This is a genomic window from Bacillus changyiensis (assembly GCF_027706145.1).
GTDB classification, from domain to species: Bacteria; Bacillota; Bacilli; order Bacillales; family Bacillaceae; genus Bacillus; species Bacillus changyiensis.
Genome location: NZ_JAQFWW010000001.1, coordinates 403,071 through 425,943 on the forward strand (window position 1 = coordinate 403,071; position 22,873 = coordinate 425,943).

The following is a 22,873-nucleotide window of genomic DNA, read 5'->3' on the forward strand; positions in this document are numbered from 1 at the left end:
GGAATAAAAAAGGAGGGAGATATTTTGAAACATTTTTTCAAGAAAAATCGAGAAACAACAGAACAAATCACATATGATGTGCCAGTCATGGCGTTACAAACGTTTGAAGCAAAAGTAGAACAGGGCGAAATATTGAATATTATTGATGTCCGCGAGATTGACGAATATGAAGATCGTCATATTCCACATGCAGTGAATCTTCCTTTAAGTGAAATAAAGGAGAGACTGGATGAGCTGAATAAAGATGATGAGATATATGTGATCTGTCATTCAGGGAAGAGAAGTGGAATGGCGACACAATTATTGGCGAATCACGGATTTACTAAGTTAATGAATGTAGTACCTGGTATGGCGGAATGGACAGGGAAAACAGCATCCAAACAAACAAATGTCCCAACAACATGTCAAGCTATAACATCTACTGAACTAACGAAAAAAATTGTCAACAAAGAACCTCTTTTTATTTTAGATGTACGCAATTCAAATGATTATTCAGAGTGGAAAATTGAAGGAGAAGGCATTGAAATGATCAATGTCCCTTACTATGACATGTTAGATGGTGTCGACTCTATATTAGGAGAACTTCCGAAAGATCAAGAGATTATCGTTGTATGCGCCAAAGAAGGTTCTTCAATTGTCATTGCAGATATGCTTGCACAAAAAGGTGTTACAAACCTTTATTACTTAAAAGGCGGGATGATCGCATGGAGTGAACATCTTGAACCGGTTAAAATCGGTGACTTACAAAGCGGTGGAGAAATCTTTCAATTCGTTCGAATTGGAAAAGGGTGCCTATCATACTATGTCGAATCAGCTAAAGAGGCCGTTGTCATTGATCCGATCAGAACAACCAAAGTTTTTGAACAATTTGCGGAACAAAGAGGGGCCAAAATCGTCGCAACAATCGATACTCATTTACATGCTGACCATATTTCCGGTGGACGCATGTTGGCAGAACATACAGAAGCAGCTTATTACCTTCCAGAGGGAGATGCTAGTGACATAACATTTGCCTATCACAAACTAGAGGAAGGCCATGATATCACAATTGGATGTTCCAAAGTTGAACCTATCTCTTCACCTGGGCATACAAGCGGTAGTACGTCTTTGATGATTGACAGGCAATTTCTTATGACAGGAGATAGCTTATTTATCGAATCAATTGGTCGCCCAGATCTGGCAGGAAAAGCGGAAGAACTAGCTGGTGACCTTAGAACAACTCTATATCAACGTTATCAACAGCTTCCTGGAGAAATGATTGTCCTACCAGGACACTTTGGTACTATTTCTGAACTTGGAAAACGCGGCGAAGCAGCCAAATATTTAAAAGATTTATTTACATGGAATTCCGGTCTCAATATCCAGGATGAACAAGAATTCCGGAAAATGGTTACTGGAAATCTACCACCACAACCAAATCATTATCAAGAGATCCGGCTAATCAATCAAGGAAAAATCACACCTTCTTGCGATGAACAAACAGAGATGGAAATTGGACCGAATCGCTGTGCTATTGCAGGCCCAGAAAATATATAACGGAGGGATACACATGAAATCAACAACTCAATTAGATGCCAAAGGTTTAGCATGCCCAATGCCAATCATTAAAACAAAAAAAGCAATGGATGAACTGAAAAGCGGGGAGATTCTCGAAATTCACACAACTGATAAAGGTTCAAAAAGTGATTTAACAGCTTGGGCTAAATCAACTGGACACGAATTAGTAAAACATACAGAAGAAACCGGGATCTTCAAATTTTGGATTCGAAAACAGTAATTTTTTCTTGACCGGCGGCGTTCTAAACGCCGTCTTTATCTGATTAGCCGTTTAAACGTACAATGGAATAGGAATCTTAGCAGGAACTACCTAAAGGAGTATGTGTATATGAGATTTCTGTGTATAATAGATAAAATAGGCGAAATATTGTAGTGGGAGTGTTCGTTATGGAATATAATGATCAAATCATCAAACGTTTAAAACGAGTTGAAGGACAAGTTGGTGGAGTCATCAGGATGATGAATGAAGAAAAAAACTGCAAAGATGTCATTTCACAACTTTCTGCAGTTAGAAGTGCTGTTGATAAAACGATCGCTGTCATCGTGGCAACCAATCTAGAAAAATGTCTGACAGAAGAAATGGCTTCAGGCAATGATACAAGAAAAATGGTTGAAGAAGCGGTCAACCTTTTAGTGAAAAGCCGTTAATAGAAGAATCTTAAGCCCCTTAAAATAGGGGTTTTTTTCGTTTCTTTTGATACTCGAATTATTGTTATGAATTCAAGGAAAGATCATACAGATGTAATTTTTTATAATCAGTTGATTATATAAGCAACTGATTATATAATAAGTTTACTTAACAGCAACTTCAAATAGGGGAAAGGAAGCATGAAATGATCATCCAAACGAAACTAGATGCAGCATGTACAGTGAATTGTATGAAGCTATTAAGTGACTCAACCAGATTACTTATGTTGAAATTGCTTCAACAAAAACCATATTGTGTTTGCCAACTTGTTGACATGTTTGAAACGAGTCAACCTGCGATAAGCCAGCATTTACGGAAACTGAAACAAGCGAATCTGATCAAGGAAGAACGTAAAGAACAATGGCGGTTTTATTCACTCGGCGATGACTTTCCAGAGCGTGAACTAGTGCTCACGATTCTCAATCAAATTGATGATCATGATCACCAATTTCAAGCCATTAAACAAAAAGAAAAACCAGTTTTATGCAAGTAAGGAGGAATGGCTATGACGATATTAGCCATTAGCATCTTTCTACTGACGCTGACACTTGTCATTTGGCAACCGAAACAATTATCAATTGGCTGGTCAGCCTGTGGCGGAGCCGTTTTATCATTAATTGTCGGAGTTGTTGATATAGGGGATGTCTTGGATGTAACAGGGATCGTGTGGAATGCAACGTTTGCCTTTATTGCGATTATTATTATTTCCTTAATTCTCGATGCAATTGGCTTTTTTGAATGGGCTGCCTTGCATATGGCCAAGGCGGCCAAAGGAAACGGCATTCTGATGTTTGTCTATGTATCTTTGTTAGGAGCAATTGTTGCGGGATTCTTCGCTAATGATGGAGCTGCCTTAATTTTAACACCGATTGTTCTTGCTATGGTACGCGCCTTAAACTTTAAAGAAAAACTAGTTTTCCCGTTTATCATCGCAAGTGGTTTTATTGCTGACACTACATCACTCCCGCTTGTGGTTAGCAACCTTGTTAATATCGTGTCCGCAGATTTCTTTAAGGTTGGCTTTATCGAATATGCAACAAGAATGATGATCCCTAACCTGTTTTCACTATTTGCAAGTATTATCGTTCTTTATCTATTTTTTAGAAAAAACATCCCACGGCATTATGACATGACAGATGTCAAGCAACCGAGCGAAGCGATCAAAGACAAAAAGATATTTCACTTATCATGGTTGATCTTAGCTATTCTATTAGCAGGCTATTTCATTAGTGAGCTGTTTGCTATCCCAGTCTCAATTATTGCTGGTATGATCGCGATCTTTTTCTTGTTTGCTGCACAAAAAAGTCCGGTCGTTCAGACAAAGGCAGTCTTAAAAGGAGCACCATGGGCGGTCGTCTTCTTTTCGATTGGCATGTATGTCGTTGTATATGGATTGAAAAATGTGGGATTAACAGATGTATTGGCAAAAGTGATTCAAGCTACAGCTGATCAAGGTCTTTTTGTTGCGACAATTGGTATGGGCTTTATTGCAGCCATTTTGTCATCTGTTATGAATAATATGCCGACTGTGATGATTGATGCGCTTGCCATACAAAGCACAGACACCCATGGACTTATCAGGGAGACATTGATTTACGCCAACGTGATCGGTTCTGATCTCGGTCCAAAAATTACACCGATCGGTTCACTGGCAACACTGCTCTGGCTTCATGTTCTTTCCTTAAAAGGTGTGAAGATTTCTTGGGGAACTTATTTTAAAACAGGCATCATCTTGACGATTCCAACACTTTTTATCACACTAATCGGGCTTTATATCTGGCTTCTCATCATTCATTAAAAAGGAGACGATCACCAATGACGAAAAAAACAATTTACTTTTTATGCACGGGTAACTCTTGCCGCAGCCAAATGGCTGAAGGCTGGGCGAAAAAACATTTAGGGGACAAATGGAATGTCTATAGCGCAGGAATTGAAGCACACGGTTTAAATCCAAATGCCGTTAAAGCTATGAAAGAGGCAGGTATCGATATTTCTGGACAAACTTCTGATATGATTGATCAGAATATCTTAAACAATGCTGACCTTGTCATTACATTATGCGGAGACGCAGCTGACAAATGTCCTATAACACCAGCGAACGTTAAACGCGAACATTGGGGCTTCGATGATCCGGCAAAAGCCGAAGGAACAGAAGCAGAGAAATGGGCATTTTTTCAGCGAGTACGGGATGAAATCGGTGACCGAATCAAGCGTTTTGCGGAAACAAAGTAGCTGATCAGATTGTCAGTGTGCATGTTGCTAGCTGGAAATCAATTTATCAGAGAATCTTGTCTGATGACGTATGGGCTTGACTTTCAGTTGATTGAGACAAACTTTGGAGAACATCGTTAAGAAAGCAAGAAGATATCGTTTATGGTGCAGAAGACAATGACGGCAACATCGCCGGCTTTGGCTCAACCAGTTTCGCTAATAAATCTGCTATCACACGACCCAAGGAAGTACATCGGACTCTTTGATGGTCTGGGTGTTAGCCCTTCAAGAACATTATCCAGTCGTTGCAATTGTTTGAACGAATACGAGAAAAATGTCTCAAATATAACGAAAGACCTCCACATCACATGGAGGTCTTTATTATACGCGCATGATTATCCTCCTTGTCCTCTAGCCGTCATATCAACAGGCTCCCGCTGACCAAGTTCTTGATCAAGTAAGAGGACAGCAGATGCGTTGTTGCCAGCAAGCTGAAATCTTTCCAGAATAGTAATCGTCTGTGCTTCTTCTTCCGTTTGTTCTCTCAAGAACTCCAAAAAGATCACGATACTTTGTTGATCTCCTTCCTGTTGGGCAATTGTATATGCTTGTCGATAATTTTCTGTTACATATTGTTCATGTGCTAACACTTTTTGAAAAGCCTCAACCGTATTTCCAAAATTGATCGGTTGCTCGGGGATATTTTTAATTTGCACAACCCCATTACGGTCGGTTAAGTAGTCGATTAATTTTAATGCATGACCGCGCTCTTCATCATGCTGGACCCTAAACCAATGCCCAATACCTGTTAAGTTTAAACGATTGAAGTAATTTGACATTGCTAAATATAAGTATGCAGACTGGTATTCAATTTGAATTAAATTATTGATCAGCTGTTGCATTCGATCACTTATCATCCTAATCCCCCCAAAAAATTGTCACGGTGTTTACCCAGCTCATTATATGAAAAACCATAATGAAAGTTGACAAAGATGTTATTACTGTTTATATTGTATATATACAGTAATAACGAATAGAGGGATGTTATGCTTTGAAGATTATCATTTCAAATTCATCTGATGAACCCATTTATGCACAAGTCGTTAGCCAAATTAAAGAACAGATTGTTAAAGGAGAACTATCCGAATCAGCCGCGCTTCCATCAATCAGAAACTTGGCTAAAGAACTAAAAATCAGTGTCATTACAACGAAAAGAGCCTATGATGAGCTGGAGAAAGACGGCTTCATTGTAACTATGGCCGGGAAAGGTTCATATGTAGCCGCCATTAATCAAGAGATGTTAAGAGAAATGAAAGTGAGATCGATCGAAGAAAAAATGACAGAAGCAATTACTGAGGCAAAACTTATCGGCTTATCATGTGAAGAACTTCAGAAGATGCTCAAACTGATCTATGAGGGGTGGTAAAAGTGAATAACATATTAGAAATCAAAAATCTATCTAAACAATATCAGGATTTTTCATTACAAAATATCAATATTTCCCTTGAAAAAGGCTATATTATGGGTTTTATCGGACCCAATGGGGCGGGAAAAAGCACAACGATTAAACTGATCATGAATTTAATTAAGAAAGATCAAGGTGAAATCAATATTTTTGGGTTGGATCATCAACAACATCAGCTCGATATTAAACAACGAATCGGTTTTGTGTATGATGAAAATCATTTTTATGAAGAACTAACTGTAAACGAAATGAAAGGAATGATCCGTCCATTTTACACAAACTGGGATGAAGCTGTTTTTCAACAATATGCAAAAGATTTTCAGCTTCCATTAGCAAAACAAATCAAACAGTTATCAAAAGGCATGAAAATGAAGTTTTCATTAGCGATTGCACTGTCCCATCATGCTGATCTCTTGATTATGGACGAACCGACATCTGGATTAGACCCGCTTGTCAGATCTGAACTATTGGATGTATTGCAAAAATTATTAGAAGATGAAAACAAATCGGTTTTCTTTTCAACACACATCACATCTGATTTAGAAAAAGTCGCCGATTTTATTACACTCATTCATAATGGAGAAATCATTCTAAGTCAAACAAAAGACGAACTTTTGGAGGAGTACTGCATTGTGAAAGGAAGCAAAGACATCTTGAGTCATCAAGACATGTTTATCGGCTTGAGAACAAACAATTTCGGTTTTGAAGCATTATCAAAAAACAAAAAGGAAATTGTGCAACTTTTTGGGGATACAGTGATGGTTGAAAAACCAACATTAGAAGATATTTTAGTATTTTCGACAAGCAGGAGTGATCATCGTGTATTATCTTATTAAGAAGGATATTTTAATGCAAAAAAAAGCAGTAAAATTATCTATTTTAATCATGATTTTCTTTACGTTTTTTCTGTTTAAAATCGGATCGGCTGGACTTTCGATCGGCGTCTTGGCCATTTCTTATCAATTGGCTTTAGGGGCAAGTTCATTGGAAGAAAAAAACCACAGTGACAAAATTTTAATCAGCTTACCTATTAAGAAGAGCACGATTGTTTTAGCAAAATATTTATCAGTATACGTTTATGCCCTGTATGCCACGATTGTTTACAGTCTCATTTATTTTGTTGTCAACCAACTTAGTGCTCAACCTGAGCTGTCTATTTCTTTTCAAGCACTCGAAGGGGTTGTCATCATTGTCACGATGTTTGCTTCATTATCGTTTCCATTCATCTTCAAATATGGATTTATAAAATCAAGGATTCCGAATTTTATCATTTTCTTTACTTTTCTATTTGGAGGAACAAAACTATACGAATATTTAAGTGATAAAGGACAGTTAGTGTCAATGTTCAACCAATTATCATCTGCAGGAATATCGACATTAATGATCGGAGTGGTGCTGCTCATGTTTGTCTGTTCTTATTTTTTATCTCTAAACTTTTATAAAAAACGTGAATTTTGATTTCATATTTAAAAATATATAGTAAATAATATTGATTATAGAGACGCTTTGCTAGTCAAAGTGGCTCTATTTTGTTTTAAAAAACTGTTTTTCCGGAAGTTTCGGTAAAAATCTATTTTTTTCGTTGTTTTGTTTCACTGTATAATATAGTGTAAACGATTTCTTATATCGTATACTTATACTATAATAAGTATTAGTGAAACGAACAGGGAGGATAGAAGAAACAGGTGAAATTCATGAATGAAAGACAAAAAGACATTTTGTATCTGTTGTTATCTGAACCTGAAGATTATTTATTAGTACAGGATTTTGCAGACAAGGTGAAGTGTTCTGAAAAAACGATTCGCAATGATTTAAAAGTAATTGAAGACTATATAACAGAACATTCTAATGCCGAACTGATTCGAAAACCAGGACTAGGTGTTTATTTAAACATTGAAGAACATGAAAAGATGTTTTTTCTACGACAACTCTATTCAGAACATCACCAAATAACAGATGAAACCGACGAAAAAAGAGTTTTGCAAATCGCCTATCATCTATTAATGAATGATAAGCCTGTTACGGCAAAAGAAATTGCTGCAAAACATTACTTAAATAAAGCAGCCATCAAAAAAGACTTGACTCAAATTGAAGAATGGCTGAAACAGTATCAGTTAACATTAGTATCAAAGCAAAGACTAGGATTAATGATTACTGGAAGTGAGAAGAATAAACGCAAAGCGTTGGCACGAATCGCTGATTTAATTGACAATCAGGAATTTGCCAGTCAATTTATCAAAAAGAAGTTTTTGTCTCATGAAATCGAATTTGTTAAAAATGAACTCCAATCATTACAAAAACGGCATTCTTTATATTTCACAGATGAAACATTTGAAAATTTATTATTGCACACTTTACTGATGATTCGACGAATGAAAATGAAACAACCGATTTCAATTTCTGAAAAAGAAATGATACTTGTGCGAGAAAAAAAGGAATTCCAATGGACAACAGCTTATTTAAAAAGGCTTGAACAAGTTTTCTCTGTCCTTTTTCCTGAAGAAGAAATCGTCTACTTAACATTGCATATTTTGGGTGGGAAAGTTCGTTATCCACTATGGCAAGGTGAGGAAAACCCTCTGCTTGTTGAGGTACTGAATCATTTAATTGATCGTGTCTCAAAACTGAAGATGTTGGATTTTAGTGATGATCAAATGTTGAGAAATGGATTAACCATTCATTTAAATACAACACTAAATCGACTTCATTATGATCTTTCTGTATCTAATCCAATGCTTCAAGACATTAAAAAGATGTATCCTTATCTATTTCATATTGTAATTGATGTTTTGGCAGACATTAATCAATCATTTGCGCTGACGATTCCAGAAGAAGAAGCGGCGTACCTCACTTTGCATTTTCAAGCAGCGATCGAACGTTTAAATCAAAACAGCGAAACACAAAAGAAAGTCATTATCGTTTGTCATATGGGGATTGGTATGTCACAACTATTACGGACGAAGATTGAACGAAAATTCCCGCAAATGTTGGTGATTGATTGTATTGCAAAAGCTGATCTAGCAGAATATTTAGGAAAGCATAAGGATGTTGAATCCGTCATTTCAACAGTTTCCCTTGAAAAACTAAAAATTCCTCATATTGTTGTATCACCACTTTTAGAAGCAGGGGAAGAGAAGAAATTAAAAGAGTTCATCCATCACCTTGATGAAGCACCTGAAAAAAAACAGAAAAAATTTACGATGATCAATAATACAACACCTTTCTTAGTTTTTTTACAGGAAGAACCGCAACATCGCTACAAATTAATTGAAAAATTAGCCCTGGCTTTGTATGAGAAAGGCTATGTAGACAAAGACTATGCTGCGCATGCCGTCCAGAGAGAAAAAATGTCAGCAACCACAATCGGGAGCGGAATTGCTATCCCACATGCAAATGCCAAATTTATTAAGCAATCTGCGATTGCAATTGCGACACTAAAAGAGCCGCTTGATTGGGGGACGGAGAAAGTCTCACTCGTTTTTATGCTGGCTGTCAAACATGAGGATCAACAAATGACAAGGCAACTATTTCATGAACTATCTTTTATTAGCGAACAACCAGCATTTATTCAAAAGCTAACGAAAGAAACAGATGTGATGAAATTCTTAGCTTATTTGGAATACTAAAAGTGAGGTGAATGCCTTGCTTTTTTTGTTTTCTTCAGAAAAAAAGTAATTTTACCGGAAACTACGGTAAAAAACAAAACTTTTATGATGATTGTTTTGATATATAGTAAATATGGGCCCAGAAAAAACCTAAATCCTAAGGAGGATTGAAAAATGAAACTGTTAGCGATTACATCATGTCCAAATGGAATTGCCCATACGTATATGGCAGCAGAAAATCTTCAAAAAGCAGCTGACAAATTGGGCGTACAAATGAAAATAGAAACCCAAGGCGGGATAGGGGTAGAAAATGAACTGACCGAACAAGATATTCGCGAAGCAGACGCCGTCATCATTGCGGCAGACCGAGCGGTAAGCAAAGATCGATTTGCAGGTAAAAAGGTGCTCTCTGTCGGGGTTCAGGAAGGTATCCGCAAACCGGAAGAATTAATAAACAAAGCTATAAAAGGAAATATTCCTGTTTATCAATCAAATTCAAAATCAGAAAACACCAACCAACAGGAGAAAAAACAAAACCCGATTTATCGTCACTTAATGAATGGTGTTTCGTTTATGGTTCCATTCATTGTAGTAGGTGGATTATTAATTGCCATCGCTCTAACGATTGGGGGAGAAAAAACACCAAAAGGGATCGTGATTCCCGATGCCTCTTTCTGGAAAACGATTGAACAAATCGGGGCTGCTTCATTCTCATTCATGATCCCGATTTTGGCTGGTTATATTGCATATAGTATTGCAGATAAACCAGGTCTTGTTCCCGGTATGATTGGCGGTTACATTGCAGCAACAGGAAGTTTTTATGGAAGTGAAAGTGGCGCTGGTTTCCTCGGTGGTATTATCGCCGGGTTTTTAGCAGGCTATGCAGCATTGGCAATTAAAAAACTAAAAGTTCCAAAAGCGATTATGCCGATTATGCCGATTATTATTATTCCGGTATTCGCTTCACTGATCGTCGGCTTAGCATTTGTATTTTTTATCGGTGCACCAGTTTCTCAAATATTTGAATCATTAACAGCTTGGTTATCAGGTATGAAAGGATCAAGTTCTATTCTTCTCGCATTAATTTTAGGTGCTATGATTTCATTTGATATGGGCGGTCCTGTTAACAAAGTAGCATTTTTGTTCGGCTCAGCAATGATTGGTGAAGGAAACTATGAAATCATGGGTCCAATTGCTGCAGCTATTTGTATTCCACCTATTGGTATGGGACTTGCTACATTCATAGGTAAAAGAAAATTCCAAGCGACAGAACAAGAAATGGGTAAAGCATCATTTACAATGGGATTATTCGGTATCACAGAAGGAGCTATCCCATTTGCAGCGCAAGATCCACTTCGTGTCATCCCAAGTATTATGGTTGGTTCAATGACAGGTTCGGTTATCGCTATGATCGGTCATGTTGGAGACAGAGTGGCGCACGGTGGTCCGATTGTTGCAGTATTAGGAGCGGTTGATAATGTCTTCATGTTCTTTGTTGCTGTCATCGTCGGATCAATTGTAACGGCTTTATTAGTCAATGCATTGAAAAAAAACATCAATGAAGAAGTGAAATCAAATCAAGGTTCAAGAGATGTTCCACAACAATCCGTTCAAACAGCTAGCAAACCGTCAGAGACAACAGATATTCAGAAGTTGACAGATATCACAAGCACAGAGCTGATCGAACCTAAATTATTAGGAGAAACTCGTGACGATATTATTGATGAAATGATTCAAAAGTTGGCACATGCAGGCGTATTACATTCAGAAAGTGAATTTAAACAAGCTATTTTAAAACGTGAAGCAGAGAGTACGACAGCGATCGGCATGAACATTGCCATTCCACATGGAAAATCAGATGCTGTCAAAAAACCAAGTGTTGTATTTGGTATCAAGCCATCTGGCGTTGATTGGAAAAGCCTTGATGGAACAAAAGCAAAATTAATCTTTATGATTGCTGTTCCAAAAGAAAGTGAAGGGAATGCACATTTAAAACTTCTGCAAATGCTGTCTCGAAAATTAATGGATGATCATTATAGAGATCGTTTATTAGCTGTTAAAACAAAAGAAGAGGCATACAAACTTCTGGATGAAATCGTATAAAGTGAGGTAATGGAATTGATTGAACCACTATTTTTTGAACCTGTATTCAAAGAAAGAATCTGGGGCGGTAAATCTTTAACCTCTTTCGGTTATCACATTCCATCAGAACAGACTGGTGAGTGCTGGGCTTTTGCAGCACATCAAAATGGACAAAGCATTGTTCAAAACGGAATGTATAAAGGACTTTCACTTGGTGAACTATGGGAAAAACATCGGGAATTATTCGGAAATGTGGAGGGAGATCGTTTCCCTCTCCTTACGAAAATTTTAGATGCAAATCAAGATTTATCTGTTCAAGTTCACCCGGATGACAATTATGCACATGAACATGAAAACGGTGAACTCGGTAAGACAGAATGCTGGTATGTGATTGATTGTCAAGAAAATGCAGAAATTATTTACGGACATCACGCCAAAACAAAAGAAGAACTAATTTCTATGATAGAAAGTAAACAATGGAATCAACTTTTACGCCGGGTAAAAGTGAAACCAGGAGATTTCTTCTATGTTCCAAGCGGGACTGTTCACGCGATCGGTGAAGGTATTTTGATTTTAGAAACACAGCAAAATTCTGATACAACCTACAGATTATATGATTATGACAGAACAGATGCACAAGGAAATCTACGTGAACTTCATTTAGAAAAAAGCATTGATGTGATAGACGTTCCTTTTACAGCAAAGCAACCCACTATTCAATATAAAAAAATAGATGATTTACATGTGACTTTATTCATTGAATCACCTTTTTTCTCTGTAGAAAAATGGGATTTAACAGGGTCTGTTAGCTTAAAACAAGAAAAACCGTTTCTTTTGATCAGTGTTATTAATGGGGAAGGGCATATGATTACAAATGGTAATGAATATGCCCTGAAAAAAGGAGATCATCTCTTACTGCCTGATCGATATGGTGATTTCCAACTTTCGGGACATATTGAATGTATCGTCTCAAGTTTATAATTTACTTCTGCCTGAATCCAAAGGGGCTGTCCAGTAAGTCGATTTTTGACGATTGGACACCCTTTTTACGTTAAACAAAGGACGTCTGTGTGCATTTATAAACATCGGGGGATTCGCAAGCCTTCTCGGAGCTCGTTCCTTGCTCTTTTCGGACAGCTCCCATTTTTTATTATCATTATATATAGTTGGCAGATTCAAAATTCCTTTAATAAATGAATGACTACTCATTCATTTCGTGTTAAAATCTAACAAATGGATTTGATGAAAGGAGTCACTTCATGAATGTAAAAAAGAATTTCAAACAGCAGACAATTCACGCTGTTCGAATAGGAAAGTCCACAGTAGCATTTCAAGGAATAAAATTAAATGTTTATTGTTTTATGGTGGATGGCGTTTTAGTTGATACTGGCCCAAAATCAGTGGAAAAGGAACTTAAACCATTCTTTAAAGAACAAGATATCGATCAAGTTGTCATTACACATTTTCATGAAGATCATACAGGCTGTGCAGCATTTTTACAAAAAGAACTGAAGCTGCCAATTTATATGAATCATCAGATGTTAGATTATTGTAAACAGGAGCCAGATTATCAAATGTATCGGGAATTTTTTTGGGGGAAGCGTAGTCCTTTTCATGCAAAGGCAATTGGAAAAACTTTTTTATCCCGACATGCCATTTGGGATGTCATTGAAACACCAGGTCATACTAGCGATCATTTGGCATTTTTAAATCGGGAAAGCGGGCAGCTTTTTACTGGGGATTTGTACTGCCAGGAGAAGCCAAAAGTCACATTACGTGAAGAAAACATCCCAACCGTTATTGAATCCTTAAAAAAAGTGTTAACTTATGATTTTGAAGAGATCTTTTGCTGCCATGCTGGCTATTTAAAGGATGGACGTTCAGCTTTACAGAGAAAGCTAGATTATTTGTTAGACCTCCAAGGAGAAATTATTAGGCTCTACGAAAATGGGCTGTCACCAAGGCAGATAAATACGATTCTTTTTCAAAAAGAATATCCCGTTACCTCTTTTTCTTCTGGGGAACTGGATTCTTTACACATCATAAACTCGATTATTCAAGAATATATAAAAAGTTCTGATATGAACTCATCCAAAACCTAGTTCTAGAGCTAATTCTTAATAAAAGGCCGATCTTATTTGTGAAATACTAAACAAGTAACGAACCACCACATAATTGGTTTCATTTGATTGACTCCTTTTCTAAATTTTGTTTAAAATGGTGATGAAAGATCAAACAGGGGGAGCAAATCAATGAACAACCAAAAACACTCGTGGTTTCGGATCTTGATCATTTTCGTTTTAGCTCTAGCTGTAGGCTTTGCAATTTATCAAAACTTCGCAAACAAAAAAACAGAAGCAGCAGGGCAACTGAACGAACAAGCTCCAAATTTTAAATGGACAACATTAGCTGGTGAAAAAATAAACTTAAAAGACCTATATGGAAAGGCTGTGCTTGTGAACTTTTGGGCCTCTTGGTGCGGTCCTTGTAAAAAAGAAATGCCCGTGATCGAGCAGGCTTACCAACAATATAAAAATGATCGTTTTGAAGTTGTTGCCGTTAATATTCAAGAACCAGATGCAACCGTGAAAAACTTTTTAAAAGATCATCAGCTTACATTTCCGGTCGTATTAGATAAGACCGGTGACATCTATGATTCATGGGGCGTCAACAATATTCCTGTTTCTTACTTTATCAGCCCTGACGGAACAATTAAGCGCAAATTTGAAGGTGAAATGTCTAAAGAGCAATTAGATCAATGGATAAAAGAACTTCTTAAGCTCTAGAAAGGAGTGCTTCATCTGTTCAACTCCATTATCGCCATTTTCTTCGGAGTTACATTGTTCTTTAGTTCGTTTTATTTAGTCAATTATATCGGCCAATCATGTTTCCGTTTCTTTAGTAGAAGCTTTTGTCGCATTAGGCTTCACACATTATGGGCCGTTATTTTTATCATAGAGATTTCTCAGCAGCATTTGAATGATGCTGTTTTTTTATGATGAAAAATTAATAGGCTAAAGTCCAAACATAGGTAAATGTCCATTCATATGATGGATAGAAAAATAAACTTTGGAGGGCGTTTTCATTGCATCTTAATAAATCCCATCATATGAATCAAAGTCACATGTCATATCATAGAATTGTTAAGACGATCCAAAATTGTGAAGCAGTTTGCGAGCATACTGGGAATTTGGTTTTACAAATGAACGGTTCGAGCCATAGGACAGAGCAATTAAGGTTACTACGGGATTGTGCTGATATATGCACATTAACAGCAAAGTATATTGCACGTTCTAGCTCTTTTTCAAAATCTATCGCTTCATTATGTGCGCAAATTTGTGAGATTTGTGGAAACCACTGTTTACAACATCCCGATGAACTATCACAAAGATGTGGTCAAACTTGCTTACATTGTGCACAAGAATGTCGGAACTTTGCAATGTCGACATATTAGAAGCATAGCGAAAGGTATGTGTCCGAAAATGTACAGGCACATGCCTTTTCGTTTTTGATGAGTTAAATATATTTGTTGTCTTAAAGTCGACTTTAAAAACTAATATGGTGATGAATCAGAAAAAAGGATAGAAGAAATCATGTTAATTCAACTAGATCGTGTGTTAGAAGCAGTCAAACAGCTGACGGATATTCGATTAGATTATGTAACAACAGAGCGAACTCTTCGATCATTTGAGTTAAAATTTGAAAAGTATGATTTAGTTATTATTGATGAACTGGGATATATCTCATTTGACAAAGAAGGTGCAGAGCTTTTATTTACACATTCTCATTACGGGCTGGAAGGAAATCAACGATTATCACAAGTAACTTGCCATTTTTAAAATGGCAGGAGATCTTTCATGATCCCGTTTTAACAGCAGCCTTAACAGACCGCCTGACACATCAATCACATGTGTTAAATATGAATGATCCCTCTTACCGAATGAGAGAAACGCAAGAATGGATGACTACTGAAAACAAAGTGGCTCAAAATTAAATTGCGAAATGGCTCACTTTTCACTTGCGAAATACACAATTGAAGGACAAGAGGAAAATGAAAGAAGGAGAAGACCGGCTTAAGGAGGTAATTCTGGATTCCAACTAAAAGGCTGGAATCTTCAATAACTGCCTACTTATCATGTAACAAGACCCTCTGCTCGTAAAACTATACACGAACAAGTCGCTGTTCTTATTACGTTTAGTTACTAAAAAACATCACAATTTGTATGTTTGCGAGAGTGGGATTATAATCTTCATTCACTTAGCACCTCAATTCTTTTCAATACCTTCACAAATCCAACACACTTTATTTGTTCTTTCAACAAATATACTTTTTATAATGATCAAGGGTTTAAATAAAGTTTTAAATAGAGAGAATATAGACCAAAATACAGTATTCGAGGGATTCTTATGAATAAACTACAGGTTCTCGTCATAGATGATGAATGGAATGTACGTAACCTTCTTCGTATTTATTTAATCAAAAATGGTTTTGAAGTCCAGGAAGCTAAAAACGGATCTGAGGGAATTAAAATGACTGAAAATCACTCTTTTGACCTTATTATTTTAGATGTCATGATGCCTGATACGGATGGATGGGAAGTGTGTCAGAAAATCCGCGAAACAAACAATACTCCTATCTTAATGTTAACAGCTCGTACAGGAACAAAAGATAAGGTAAAAGGGTTAACTGTTGGGGCTGATGACTATTTAGTGAAACCCTTTGATGCAGATGAATTAATCGCTCGTGTGTTTGCTCTTCTGAGAAGATCTAGCATATCTCAATCAACAATTACCCAAAGCATTATTACCTATTCTGAACTAAAGATAGATCCTGAAGGCAGACAAGTGTTCGTTCAAAAACAGCCTGTTGATCTGACTCCAAAAGAATTTGAATTGCTGCTCATGTTAGCCGAACATCCTCGTCGGGCTTTTGAACGTGAAACCTTGTTGGAGAGAATCTGGGGCAGCAACTATTTTGGTGATTTTCGCACAGTAGATACTCATGTGAAAAATATACGAGAAAAAGTAAGAAAAGCTGGACTATCGTTTAATCCTATTCAAACTGTATGGGGTATCGGCTATAAGTTTCAATTGGTGGACAAGCAAAAATGAATTGGAACCGTATTGTTATAAAACTGGGTGGGGCTATAATTTTGCTATTTCTTATGGTATTATTTCCCCTTGGATTTGTCATCGAGCGAGCATTTTCACAATTTTATTATCAGGAGCTTCAAACAGAGATTGAAGAACAATCTTCACATTTCGCCAAGATGATGGAAGCATCTGATAACCCACAAATACCTTACATGCTTGAAATAATGGGGGAGTTTTCAAAAACAGCATTATATATTGTTAATGCTCATGGGAAAATTATTGTGAATTCAGGTATACCCGGTTTAAAGGTTGGCTCTTCAATATCTAATGACGAACTCCACACTCTTTCACAAGGAGAATCTATTGATAAGGAATATATAGGATCAGTTAATAACCAAAGATTCCGTGTCTTCGGAACACCCATTATTTCTCAAAAACAGTTTTATGGTGGAGTTTTTGTTGTATCATCTGTTAAAGCGATTGACAAGTCTCTTGGAAAAATTCGTAGTACGTTATGGTTATCAGGTATAGGAGCTTTTTTTCTTGCAGTTGCTTTTACGTATCTCCTTTCCAAAAAATTATCAGGGCCCCTCATTCAAATGGAACAAGCCACCCGAAAGATAGCTAAAGGGGACTTGGAGACACGTATTTCTCCACCCTCTAAAGATGAAATAGGTTCTCTGGCTCAAGCCATTAATGATTTAGCTGTAGATCTTCAAAAGTACCATCAATCACGGAGTGAATTTTTTTCCAACATTTCTCATGAACTGAGAACACCCATGACAAGTATTGAGGGGTACGCAAAAGTACTAAAAGAAAAATTATATGAATCAGAAGGAGAAAAAGAACATTACCTCAACATTATTCATGAGGAAGCCACCCGCTTGACAAAAATGATTGGAGAGCTCTTTGATCTTGCTAAAATGGGGGAAGGAAAGATTGGATTTCACTTTGAATGGATTGATTTATCAGAAGTATTGGATAGTGCCATTCAAAAAACGAAATGGAGAGCCCAAAAGAAAAAACTGGCTATTGAAAAAAATATTGAAAGTGATTTACCATTTGTCTATTGTGATGGTGATCGCATGGTACAGGTTTTTATCAATCTGTTGGACAACGCCATTCGTTACACCGAACAAGGACAAATTTCAATAAGGATGTGGAAAGAGAAAGGTATTATAAAAATTTCGATTGAAGATACAGGTATTGGCATTCCAAACAAAGAGCTAAGTTTCATTTTCGAGAGATTTTACCGAGTGGAAAAGTCTCGATCACGAGAATTTGGAGGCACTGGCTTAGGGCTTGCAATCGTCAAAAACCTTGTAGAACAACAGGAAGGGACTATCCAAGCGTTTAGTGATGAAGGAAAAGGTACTCGCTTTGAGATCATGTTTCCTATATCACACGAAATGAAAAAGGAGGGGGAGAAGAAAGGGTGAAGATGAAAAAATGGGACTGGTTTATTGTCTTACTCTTAATTGCCGTTGGCTTATCATGTTTGACCATGTCTACAACTTGGATGATAGGTTCTGGTTCTTTTCGTAACTATTTCACAAATTTCCTCCAAATCTGTCTTTGGATAGTGATTCCAGTTATTGGTGCTGGAATTATTTATTTCCTAATAAAAAGTAAGAAAGGAGATTGATGAGTTGTCCTATTTTAAATTTCTATTCTTTTCAGATATAGCAATGTTACCTAGAAAAATCTTCGCCCACGAAGAAATGGGAGTTCCACAATCAAAAGTAACTTTGAGTACCTATGTACTGATTGCATTAGTACTATTATTTTTGCTGTGTTTGTCTTTTTATTTAATAACGAAAAAGAAAATCCACAGTCTTAAAAATGCAAAAAAGAAAAAAGAAGAAAAACAGCAATTGAAGAAAATTCTTCGACGATTAAAATGGGGATCGATCCTATCTCTAATAGGAATTGTAACAATAGGAAGTTTTTCAATTATGGAAGAAAAATTAACAATTAACGATGGTAGGACTTACCTAGAACATGTTCATGGTTTAGGTTATTCAACAGACGGGAAACGGTTGATTATTCCTTCACATCATGGATTAGTAACGTATTCAGACGGGCATTGGGATAGGGCAGAAGGCGAAAATCATGATTACATGGGTTTTTCTGTTGCAGCTGATGGGTTTTATAGTAGTGGGCATCCTGCCCCAGGCTCAGATAAGAAGAATCCTTTTGGGATAATGAAAAGTACTGATGAAGGAAAAAACCTTAAAATGCTAGATCTCTATGGTGAAATAGATTTTCATATAATGGGTGTTGGATACCAATCTCAGGCAATTTATGTGATAAACCCCGAGCCAAATTCAAGAATGAAATTTGTTGGGCTGTACTATTCACTAAATGAAACGAAAACGTGGACAAAGAGTAAAATGAGAGGAATATCCGAGGAACCAACCACAATAGCTGTACATCCAACAAACAAAGCCATATTGGCGCTTGGTAATCAAAGTGGAGTATATCTTTCTTATAATTACGGTCAAAACTTTAAAAAAGTTCTTTCAAAAGGGCAAATAACATCACTGGTCTTTTCTAAAGATGGAACACTATTTGTTGGTGGATATGATCATAAAACGTATTTATTAAAATTGAATGTAGAAAATAATCGGTCATTTGAGATTAACATTCCTAGAATAGCTCAAGATGATGCGATTGCTTATCTTGCAGTAAGCTCAAAAAATGAAAAACAAATCGCCTTTACGACATTCAAAAAAGATATATATATTTCATATGATCAAGCCAGTACATGGCTCAAAATAGCTGAACAAGGGAAAGGAATTAGCACAAAATAACTTAGAAGGAGTACGTTTCTCCAAACAACAATCTAACACTCCTTCATAAATTCTTCAAATCAACCACAACGATTAAACAAATTCATTATTTATACTCAAAATAGAAAGGAGGGAATTAATCTTGGGATGTTGTGGATCAGCAAAACATAAAAAAAACACGCAAAAAAATAATGTATCATCTGTTAACTTGAGCCCTCTAGATTTGCTAAAAATACGTTTGGCTCGCGAAGAGATATCTTGGGAAGAATATGAAAAGGAGAAAGTTAAGTTAGTCAATAATTCATAAACAGACTATTCTGCTTTCTATATAAAATGTGGAGCATGATATATTTACTTCTTTTCTCCTCATTTTAAACAAATTTTCAACACATTTATTGACTATACTTCTGTTATAGCTATAAAAACGATAAAGGAGCGAGTAATATGGAATGGTTACAAGTTTTACTTTTTCTAGCATGTCCTTTGATGATGCTGTTCTGTATGAAAGGCATGTTTAACCGAGACAAAAGTGAAAAAATGGAACAAACATCACATACAGAATTACAATCCCTTCAAATTAAAATTGCTGAATTGATTGAACAAAATCACAAACTAGAAAAAGAAATGAAAAGTTTAAAAGAGAAAAGCCTTTAAAAAATATTTCTTTAACTTTTTTATAATTCAGAAAGGAGAGAAGAACAATAAATGCATGAAATGATGAATGGTACCTCGATGATGGGAATGTGTGTCTTTTTGTTTCTACTTTTCATGATTATTACTGTAGCAATCACTTTTTTAGTTGTTCATTTTTTATTGAAAAATAATAACAGACTGACAGATCGTTCTCTTATGATATTAAGAGAAACTTATGCTAAGGGCGAAATAAATGATGAACAATATGAACAAAGATGGAAGTTATTAAATAGAAAATAAATTTTTAAAGAAATTAGTAGAAAACAGCATTTTAGTGATATAGCAAAACCACTAGGAATTTATCAGTAACACGCATGTTTTGTTAAAAAGGCGTCCAATAGTTAAAAAATTGTCTTATTGGACACCCCTTCTTTATTTTGCTAAGGGTAAAAAGTAGCTTTTTAAAAACTGGTTAAACTGTTATTAATACATATTGCTTTTAATGAAAAAGCTCTTTTTGACTATATGTACGCTTATTTCTATAGTTATTTACGATTGAGCATTATCAGAAAAAAATAAGCTTATAATTCGAAATACCAAACTTAAGGTTCAAATTTGAATATCAACATTTTTATATTTAATGATACTACAGAAATCAAACCACGGTTTTTATTCCTATAAATCTAAAAAATATAGAACTCCTTAAAAACAATCCCAATTCATATACCATTCCCCATCTACAAGCGATCTAAAAAAATATAGGTTTCCATTGTCTCCGACCATAAAGCGTGGCTTTTCTTCTGATGCAATTTGCATCACGAATTGAAAATCCTCCGATAAGACTGGAGATTGGATGTAGGAAGCATAGCCGCCGATTTTCGTAAACGAGTAGCGTGAAAAATCATCGAAAAATCGGTCAGACATCTCATCATCCTCATTCACTTCTGTTAAATCTGCATATGTCCATGCTTCCTCCCAACACGGATAATCAGTCGTTTTGGACAAACTCCATTTCATCTGAAATTCTCTTAATAGACTAGCCTCTTTAGGGGTATCAACTAGCTGCAATCCGTCTATAGACCGGTATTCGATCAATTTCCACCCGTCACCATTTTTAGCAAGGTTGAGCGGCAATGTATTGCGGTTCAGAAAGACCTGAATCATCCCGGATTCACCCACACTTTCGATACCTCCAGGGATTTCGGGCAAATATGCTTGCAATAGGGGAATCATGTACCCATCCTGATCACTTGGCCACCCCTTTTTCGTGTTGATGTAGAAGTGTCCGCCAAACCAACTATGTCTACCAACTTCCGGACGAAATCCTCCAATTTGTGCGATTACAGGTGTCTTTCCTCTGTCTTTCAATGTCTTAAAGGCTTCAATCTCCATCAATCATGACCTCCTATTACCCACGGTTTCCGTAAATATTTTCTCTATTCCAGAAAAGTGGGAGGGATGTTGTCGCAGTACAAAATGCACCGTCCTGCTTATCCAGCAATCTCCGCTGACTCAAATGTACCGTTTCGATGACCGCTAACGATGATCGAGTGTCCCCAAAACATATCACCGTCATCAAAGAATACTTCAAAGTCTCCATCAGAATACACACTGATACTGCTAAATTCCATGAGTTCGATGAACAGCTCCTTAGTGATCTCGTCAATTTCCGTCTCATCGTTATCTTGCAGCCAGTCATTGGCCAGTTCAACAAGTTCTTCCGCTGCGTAAGCTCGTATTTTGGCATCCCATTGAACTTGATCTTGGAAGAGAATATGTGCAGTTGCTAGCGATGCCTTCATCTCCTGTTCGTTTTCATGCCAGTCAAAGTAGAGAATTCCTGCTTGTCCGGCCCAAGTTATTTCCTTCTCAAACAGTTTGACCGCCTTGTTCAACTTAAAGGTACCTAATTTACTATCCTTGTAATCAATCGGTTTCAGCGCTTCGTTCAAAATGCTTTGCAATTCATCATCCTGATAGGCCGTATCTATCACTTTTACCAGCATCATCGCTTTGTTTCCTTTGCGAACGTACAGTTTGACAATGGTATTCGCCTTGAAAATATCTCTCGTTTTTTGCCATTCGTCATCATTGACAAGCCATTCCAATCTCAACTCTTTCTGAATAGCAGGGCTATTGCTATGAATCTCTTTCCAAGCGATCACTGGAATAGAAGCATTCCACATCACATCACCTGTCGCTCTTCCAGCTCCAATCCCTGATGGGCCAGTGACTGCGGCAACCTCAATCACTTCATCTGCAAATCGTTTTTCAAACTGTTCAATTTGATTTGATTTCCCCACGATGTCTTCCTCCTTATGTATGTAATCTATTAAATTTATGTATCTTTGTTACTGTATGCATGAGTCGGATGAGATTCATCCAATTGTACCAAAAAAGTAAGTCACTCTCTATTTTCAATTGATTTAAAAACATAAATACGCAATCCTTGAAACGTCAACGTTCGCTCGTTTGACTGACAACACTTTCTAAAACAAACTATATTAATCATTATTTTTCTTGTTTATTATATAAAAACTACTGAATTTGAGCATTTATCGATTTGGATATTAACTCTTATACCATTTATTTTTCTTATCGCTCATTTTGCGGATAAGTTTCTTGAGAATTTATCGGGGATTACCAGCACAGCCGTTAGGAAGGTTCGTTAAGGAGGGGAGGATAACCTTGCGTTGACGAATTCATCTATGGCCTTTTGTAGAAGATGCATGGAACTACCGTTTAC

At 36.6% G+C, this 22,873-nt stretch carries 23 protein-coding genes and 2 pseudogenes; 22 read left to right on the forward strand and 3 right to left on the reverse strand.

Going from position 1 to position 22,873, the window contains the following annotated elements; all coding sequences use genetic code 11:
• Positions 1-87 precede the first annotated feature (87 nt).
• From PDT38_RS02060 to arsC, 7 genes and pseudogenes are all read left to right on the forward strand, one after another.
• Positions 88-354 (forward strand): annotated as a pseudogene (locus PDT38_RS02060) (rhodanese-like domain-containing protein); the annotation flags it as partial.
• Positions 349-1,536, forward strand: a complete 1,188-nt coding sequence (locus tag PDT38_RS02065) for an MBL fold metallo-hydrolase (RefSeq protein WP_270800092.1) — start codon at positions 349-351, stop codon at positions 1,534-1,536. The pseudogene PDT38_RS02060 and the gene PDT38_RS02065, both read left to right, overlap by 6 nt.
• A gap of 13 nt (positions 1,537-1,549) precedes the next feature.
• Positions 1,550-1,777 carry a sulfurtransferase TusA family protein gene (locus PDT38_RS02070; protein WP_270798686.1) on the forward strand — a complete coding sequence of 76 codons (228 nt, stop codon included), beginning with the start codon at positions 1,550-1,552 and terminating at the stop codon, positions 1,775-1,777.
• 167 nt (positions 1,778-1,944) lie between these two features.
• Positions 1,945-2,205: a metal-sensitive transcriptional regulator gene (locus PDT38_RS02075; protein WP_270798688.1), complete on the forward strand. Its 261-nt coding sequence runs from the start codon at positions 1,945-1,947 to the stop codon at positions 2,203-2,205.
• Positions 2,206-2,390: 185 nt separating this feature from the next.
• Positions 2,391-2,738 carry an ArsR/SmtB family transcription factor gene (locus PDT38_RS02080; protein WP_270798689.1) on the forward strand — a complete coding sequence of 116 codons (348 nt, stop codon included), beginning with the start codon at positions 2,391-2,393 and terminating at the stop codon, positions 2,736-2,738.
• Positions 2,739-2,744: 6 nt separating this feature from the next.
• Entirely contained in the window at positions 2,745-4,043 is a 1,299-nt protein-coding gene (locus tag PDT38_RS02085; protein WP_270798692.1) for an arsenic transporter, read from the forward strand.
• Positions 4,044-4,060: 17 nt separating this feature from the next.
• Positions 4,061-4,477 (forward strand): arsenate reductase (thioredoxin), encoded by a 417-nt coding sequence (gene arsC / locus PDT38_RS02090; protein ID WP_270798693.1) that lies wholly within the window; start codon positions 4,061-4,063, stop codon positions 4,475-4,477.
• A 374-nt stretch (positions 4,478-4,851) separates the two neighbouring features.
• Here arsC and PDT38_RS02095 read toward each other — a convergent pair whose 3' ends face one another.
• The gene (locus tag PDT38_RS02095) at positions 4,852-5,373 is read right to left on the reverse strand and encodes a ferritin (RefSeq protein ID WP_270798695.1); all 522 of its coding nucleotides are present in this window, start codon (positions 5,371-5,373) and stop codon (positions 4,852-4,854) included.
• Between the two features lie 134 nt (positions 5,374-5,507).
• Between PDT38_RS02095 and PDT38_RS02100 the strand changes: the two genes are divergently transcribed.
• The 15 genes and pseudogenes from PDT38_RS02100 (at position 5,508) to PDT38_RS02170 (ending at position 20,427) form a co-directional block, all read left to right on the forward strand.
• Complete coding sequence (locus tag PDT38_RS02100) at positions 5,508-5,882, forward strand: GntR family transcriptional regulator (RefSeq protein ID WP_270798696.1); 375 nt, start codon at positions 5,508-5,510, stop codon at positions 5,880-5,882.
• A gap of 2 nt (positions 5,883-5,884) precedes the next feature.
• Positions 5,885-6,757 (forward strand): ABC transporter ATP-binding protein, encoded by an 873-nt coding sequence (locus PDT38_RS02105; protein ID WP_270798699.1) that lies wholly within the window; start codon positions 5,885-5,887, stop codon positions 6,755-6,757.
• Positions 6,741-7,379, forward strand: a complete 639-nt coding sequence (locus PDT38_RS02110) for an ABC-2 transporter permease (protein WP_270798700.1) — start codon at positions 6,741-6,743, stop codon at positions 7,377-7,379. Before PDT38_RS02105 ends, PDT38_RS02110 begins: the two co-directional genes overlap by 17 nt.
• Before the next feature lie 227 nt (positions 7,380-7,606).
• Entirely contained in the window at positions 7,607-9,547 is a 1,941-nt protein-coding gene (locus PDT38_RS02115) for a BglG family transcription antiterminator (RefSeq protein ID WP_270798702.1), read from the forward strand.
• A gap of 153 nt (positions 9,548-9,700) precedes the next feature.
• A complete protein-coding gene (locus tag PDT38_RS02120) occupies positions 9,701-11,629 on the forward strand; it encodes a PTS fructose transporter subunit IIABC (RefSeq protein WP_270798703.1) in 1,929 nt (642 codons plus the stop codon).
• A 15-nt stretch (positions 11,630-11,644) separates the two neighbouring features.
• On the forward strand, positions 11,645-12,589 hold the full coding sequence (manA, locus tag PDT38_RS02125) for a mannose-6-phosphate isomerase, class I (protein ID WP_270798705.1): 945 nt from the start codon (positions 11,645-11,647) through the stop codon (positions 12,587-12,589).
• 278 nt (positions 12,590-12,867) lie between these two features.
• The gene (locus tag PDT38_RS02130) at positions 12,868-13,710 is read left to right on the forward strand and encodes an MBL fold metallo-hydrolase (RefSeq protein WP_270798707.1); all 843 of its coding nucleotides are present in this window, start codon (positions 12,868-12,870) and stop codon (positions 13,708-13,710) included.
• Between the two features lie 150 nt (positions 13,711-13,860).
• A complete protein-coding gene (gene resA, locus PDT38_RS02135) occupies positions 13,861-14,394 on the forward strand; it encodes a thiol-disulfide oxidoreductase ResA (RefSeq protein WP_270798709.1) in 534 nt (177 codons plus the stop codon).
• Between the two features lie 879 nt (positions 14,395-15,273).
• Positions 15,274-15,602, forward strand: a pseudogene (locus PDT38_RS02140) (ATP-binding protein); the annotation flags it as partial.
• Between the two features lie 413 nt (positions 15,603-16,015).
• The gene (locus PDT38_RS02145) at positions 16,016-16,720 is read left to right on the forward strand and encodes a response regulator transcription factor (protein ID WP_270798710.1); all 705 of its coding nucleotides are present in this window, start codon (positions 16,016-16,018) and stop codon (positions 16,718-16,720) included.
• Positions 16,717-18,141: a HAMP domain-containing sensor histidine kinase gene (locus tag PDT38_RS02150; protein ID WP_270798712.1), complete on the forward strand. Its 1,425-nt coding sequence runs from the start codon at positions 16,717-16,719 to the stop codon at positions 18,139-18,141. The genes PDT38_RS02145 and PDT38_RS02150 overlap by 4 nt, the downstream gene beginning before the upstream one ends.
• Before the next feature lie 210 nt (positions 18,142-18,351).
• Positions 18,352-19,515, forward strand: a complete 1,164-nt coding sequence (locus tag PDT38_RS02155) for a F510_1955 family glycosylhydrolase (RefSeq protein WP_270798715.1) — start codon at positions 18,352-18,354, stop codon at positions 19,513-19,515.
• Between the two features lie 121 nt (positions 19,516-19,636).
• Positions 19,637-19,801 (forward strand): SHOCT domain-containing protein, encoded by a 165-nt coding sequence (locus PDT38_RS02160; protein WP_270798717.1) that lies wholly within the window; start codon positions 19,637-19,639, stop codon positions 19,799-19,801.
• A gap of 137 nt (positions 19,802-19,938) precedes the next feature.
• Positions 19,939-20,148 carry a DUF2933 domain-containing protein gene (locus PDT38_RS02165; RefSeq protein ID WP_270798718.1) on the forward strand — a complete coding sequence of 70 codons (210 nt, stop codon included), beginning with the start codon at positions 19,939-19,941 and terminating at the stop codon, positions 20,146-20,148.
• 51 nt (positions 20,149-20,199) lie between these two features.
• Complete coding sequence (locus PDT38_RS02170) at positions 20,200-20,427, forward strand: SHOCT domain-containing protein (RefSeq protein WP_270798720.1); 228 nt, start codon at positions 20,200-20,202, stop codon at positions 20,425-20,427.
• 402 nt (positions 20,428-20,829) lie between these two features.
• On the opposite strand, the gene PDT38_RS02175 is transcribed toward PDT38_RS02170, so the two are convergent.
• Together PDT38_RS02175 and PDT38_RS02180 are read right to left on the reverse strand one after the other, a co-directional pair.
• Positions 20,830-21,519, reverse strand: a complete 690-nt coding sequence (locus PDT38_RS02175) for a DUF1963 domain-containing protein (protein ID WP_270798723.1) — start codon at positions 21,517-21,519, stop codon at positions 20,830-20,832.
• A 98-nt stretch (positions 21,520-21,617) separates the two neighbouring features.
• Positions 21,618-22,430 (reverse strand): DUF2262 domain-containing protein, encoded by an 813-nt coding sequence (locus tag PDT38_RS02180; protein WP_270798725.1) that lies wholly within the window; start codon positions 22,428-22,430, stop codon positions 21,618-21,620.
• Positions 22,431-22,873 lie beyond the last annotated feature (443 nt).

Excerpts from the sequence above, each read along its gene's own strand:
- PDT38_RS02065 (WP_270800092.1), top strand. The coding sequence starts at position 349 with ATGGCGGAATGGACAGGGAAAACAGCATCCAAACAAACAAATGTCCCA.
- PDT38_RS02085 (WP_270798692.1), top strand. The coding sequence starts at position 2,745 with ATGGCTATGACGATATTAGCCATTAGCATCTTTCTACTGACGCTGACA.
- PDT38_RS02120 (WP_270798703.1), top strand. The coding sequence starts at position 9,701 with ATGAAACTGTTAGCGATTACATCATGTCCAAATGGAATTGCCCATACG.
- PDT38_RS02170 (WP_270798720.1), top strand. The coding sequence starts at position 20,200 with ATGCATGAAATGATGAATGGTACCTCGATGATGGGAATGTGTGTCTTT.
- PDT38_RS02150 (WP_270798712.1), top strand. The coding sequence starts at position 16,717 with ATGAATTGGAACCGTATTGTTATAAAACTGGGTGGGGCTATAATTTTG.
- PDT38_RS02070 (WP_270798686.1), top strand. The coding sequence starts at position 1,550 with ATGAAATCAACAACTCAATTAGATGCCAAAGGTTTAGCATGCCCAATG.
- PDT38_RS02080 (WP_270798689.1), top strand. The coding sequence starts at position 2,391 with ATGATCATCCAAACGAAACTAGATGCAGCATGTACAGTGAATTGTATG.
- PDT38_RS02145 (WP_270798710.1), top strand. The coding sequence starts at position 16,016 with ATGAATAAACTACAGGTTCTCGTCATAGATGATGAATGGAATGTACGT.
- PDT38_RS02165 (WP_270798718.1), top strand. The coding sequence starts at position 19,939 with ATGGAATGGTTACAAGTTTTACTTTTTCTAGCATGTCCTTTGATGATG.
- PDT38_RS02075 (WP_270798688.1), top strand. The coding sequence starts at position 1,945 with ATGGAATATAATGATCAAATCATCAAACGTTTAAAACGAGTTGAAGGA.
- resA (WP_270798709.1), top strand. The coding sequence starts at position 13,861 with ATGAACAACCAAAAACACTCGTGGTTTCGGATCTTGATCATTTTCGTT.
- PDT38_RS02175 (WP_270798723.1), bottom strand. The coding sequence starts at position 21,519 with ATGGAGATTGAAGCCTTTAAGACATTGAAAGACAGAGGAAAGACACCT.
- PDT38_RS02095 (WP_270798695.1), bottom strand. The coding sequence starts at position 5,373 with ATGATAAGTGATCGAATGCAACAGCTGATCAATAATTTAATTCAAATT.
- arsC (WP_270798693.1), top strand. The coding sequence starts at position 4,061 with ATGACGAAAAAAACAATTTACTTTTTATGCACGGGTAACTCTTGCCGC.
- PDT38_RS02130 (WP_270798707.1), top strand. The coding sequence starts at position 12,868 with ATGAATGTAAAAAAGAATTTCAAACAGCAGACAATTCACGCTGTTCGA.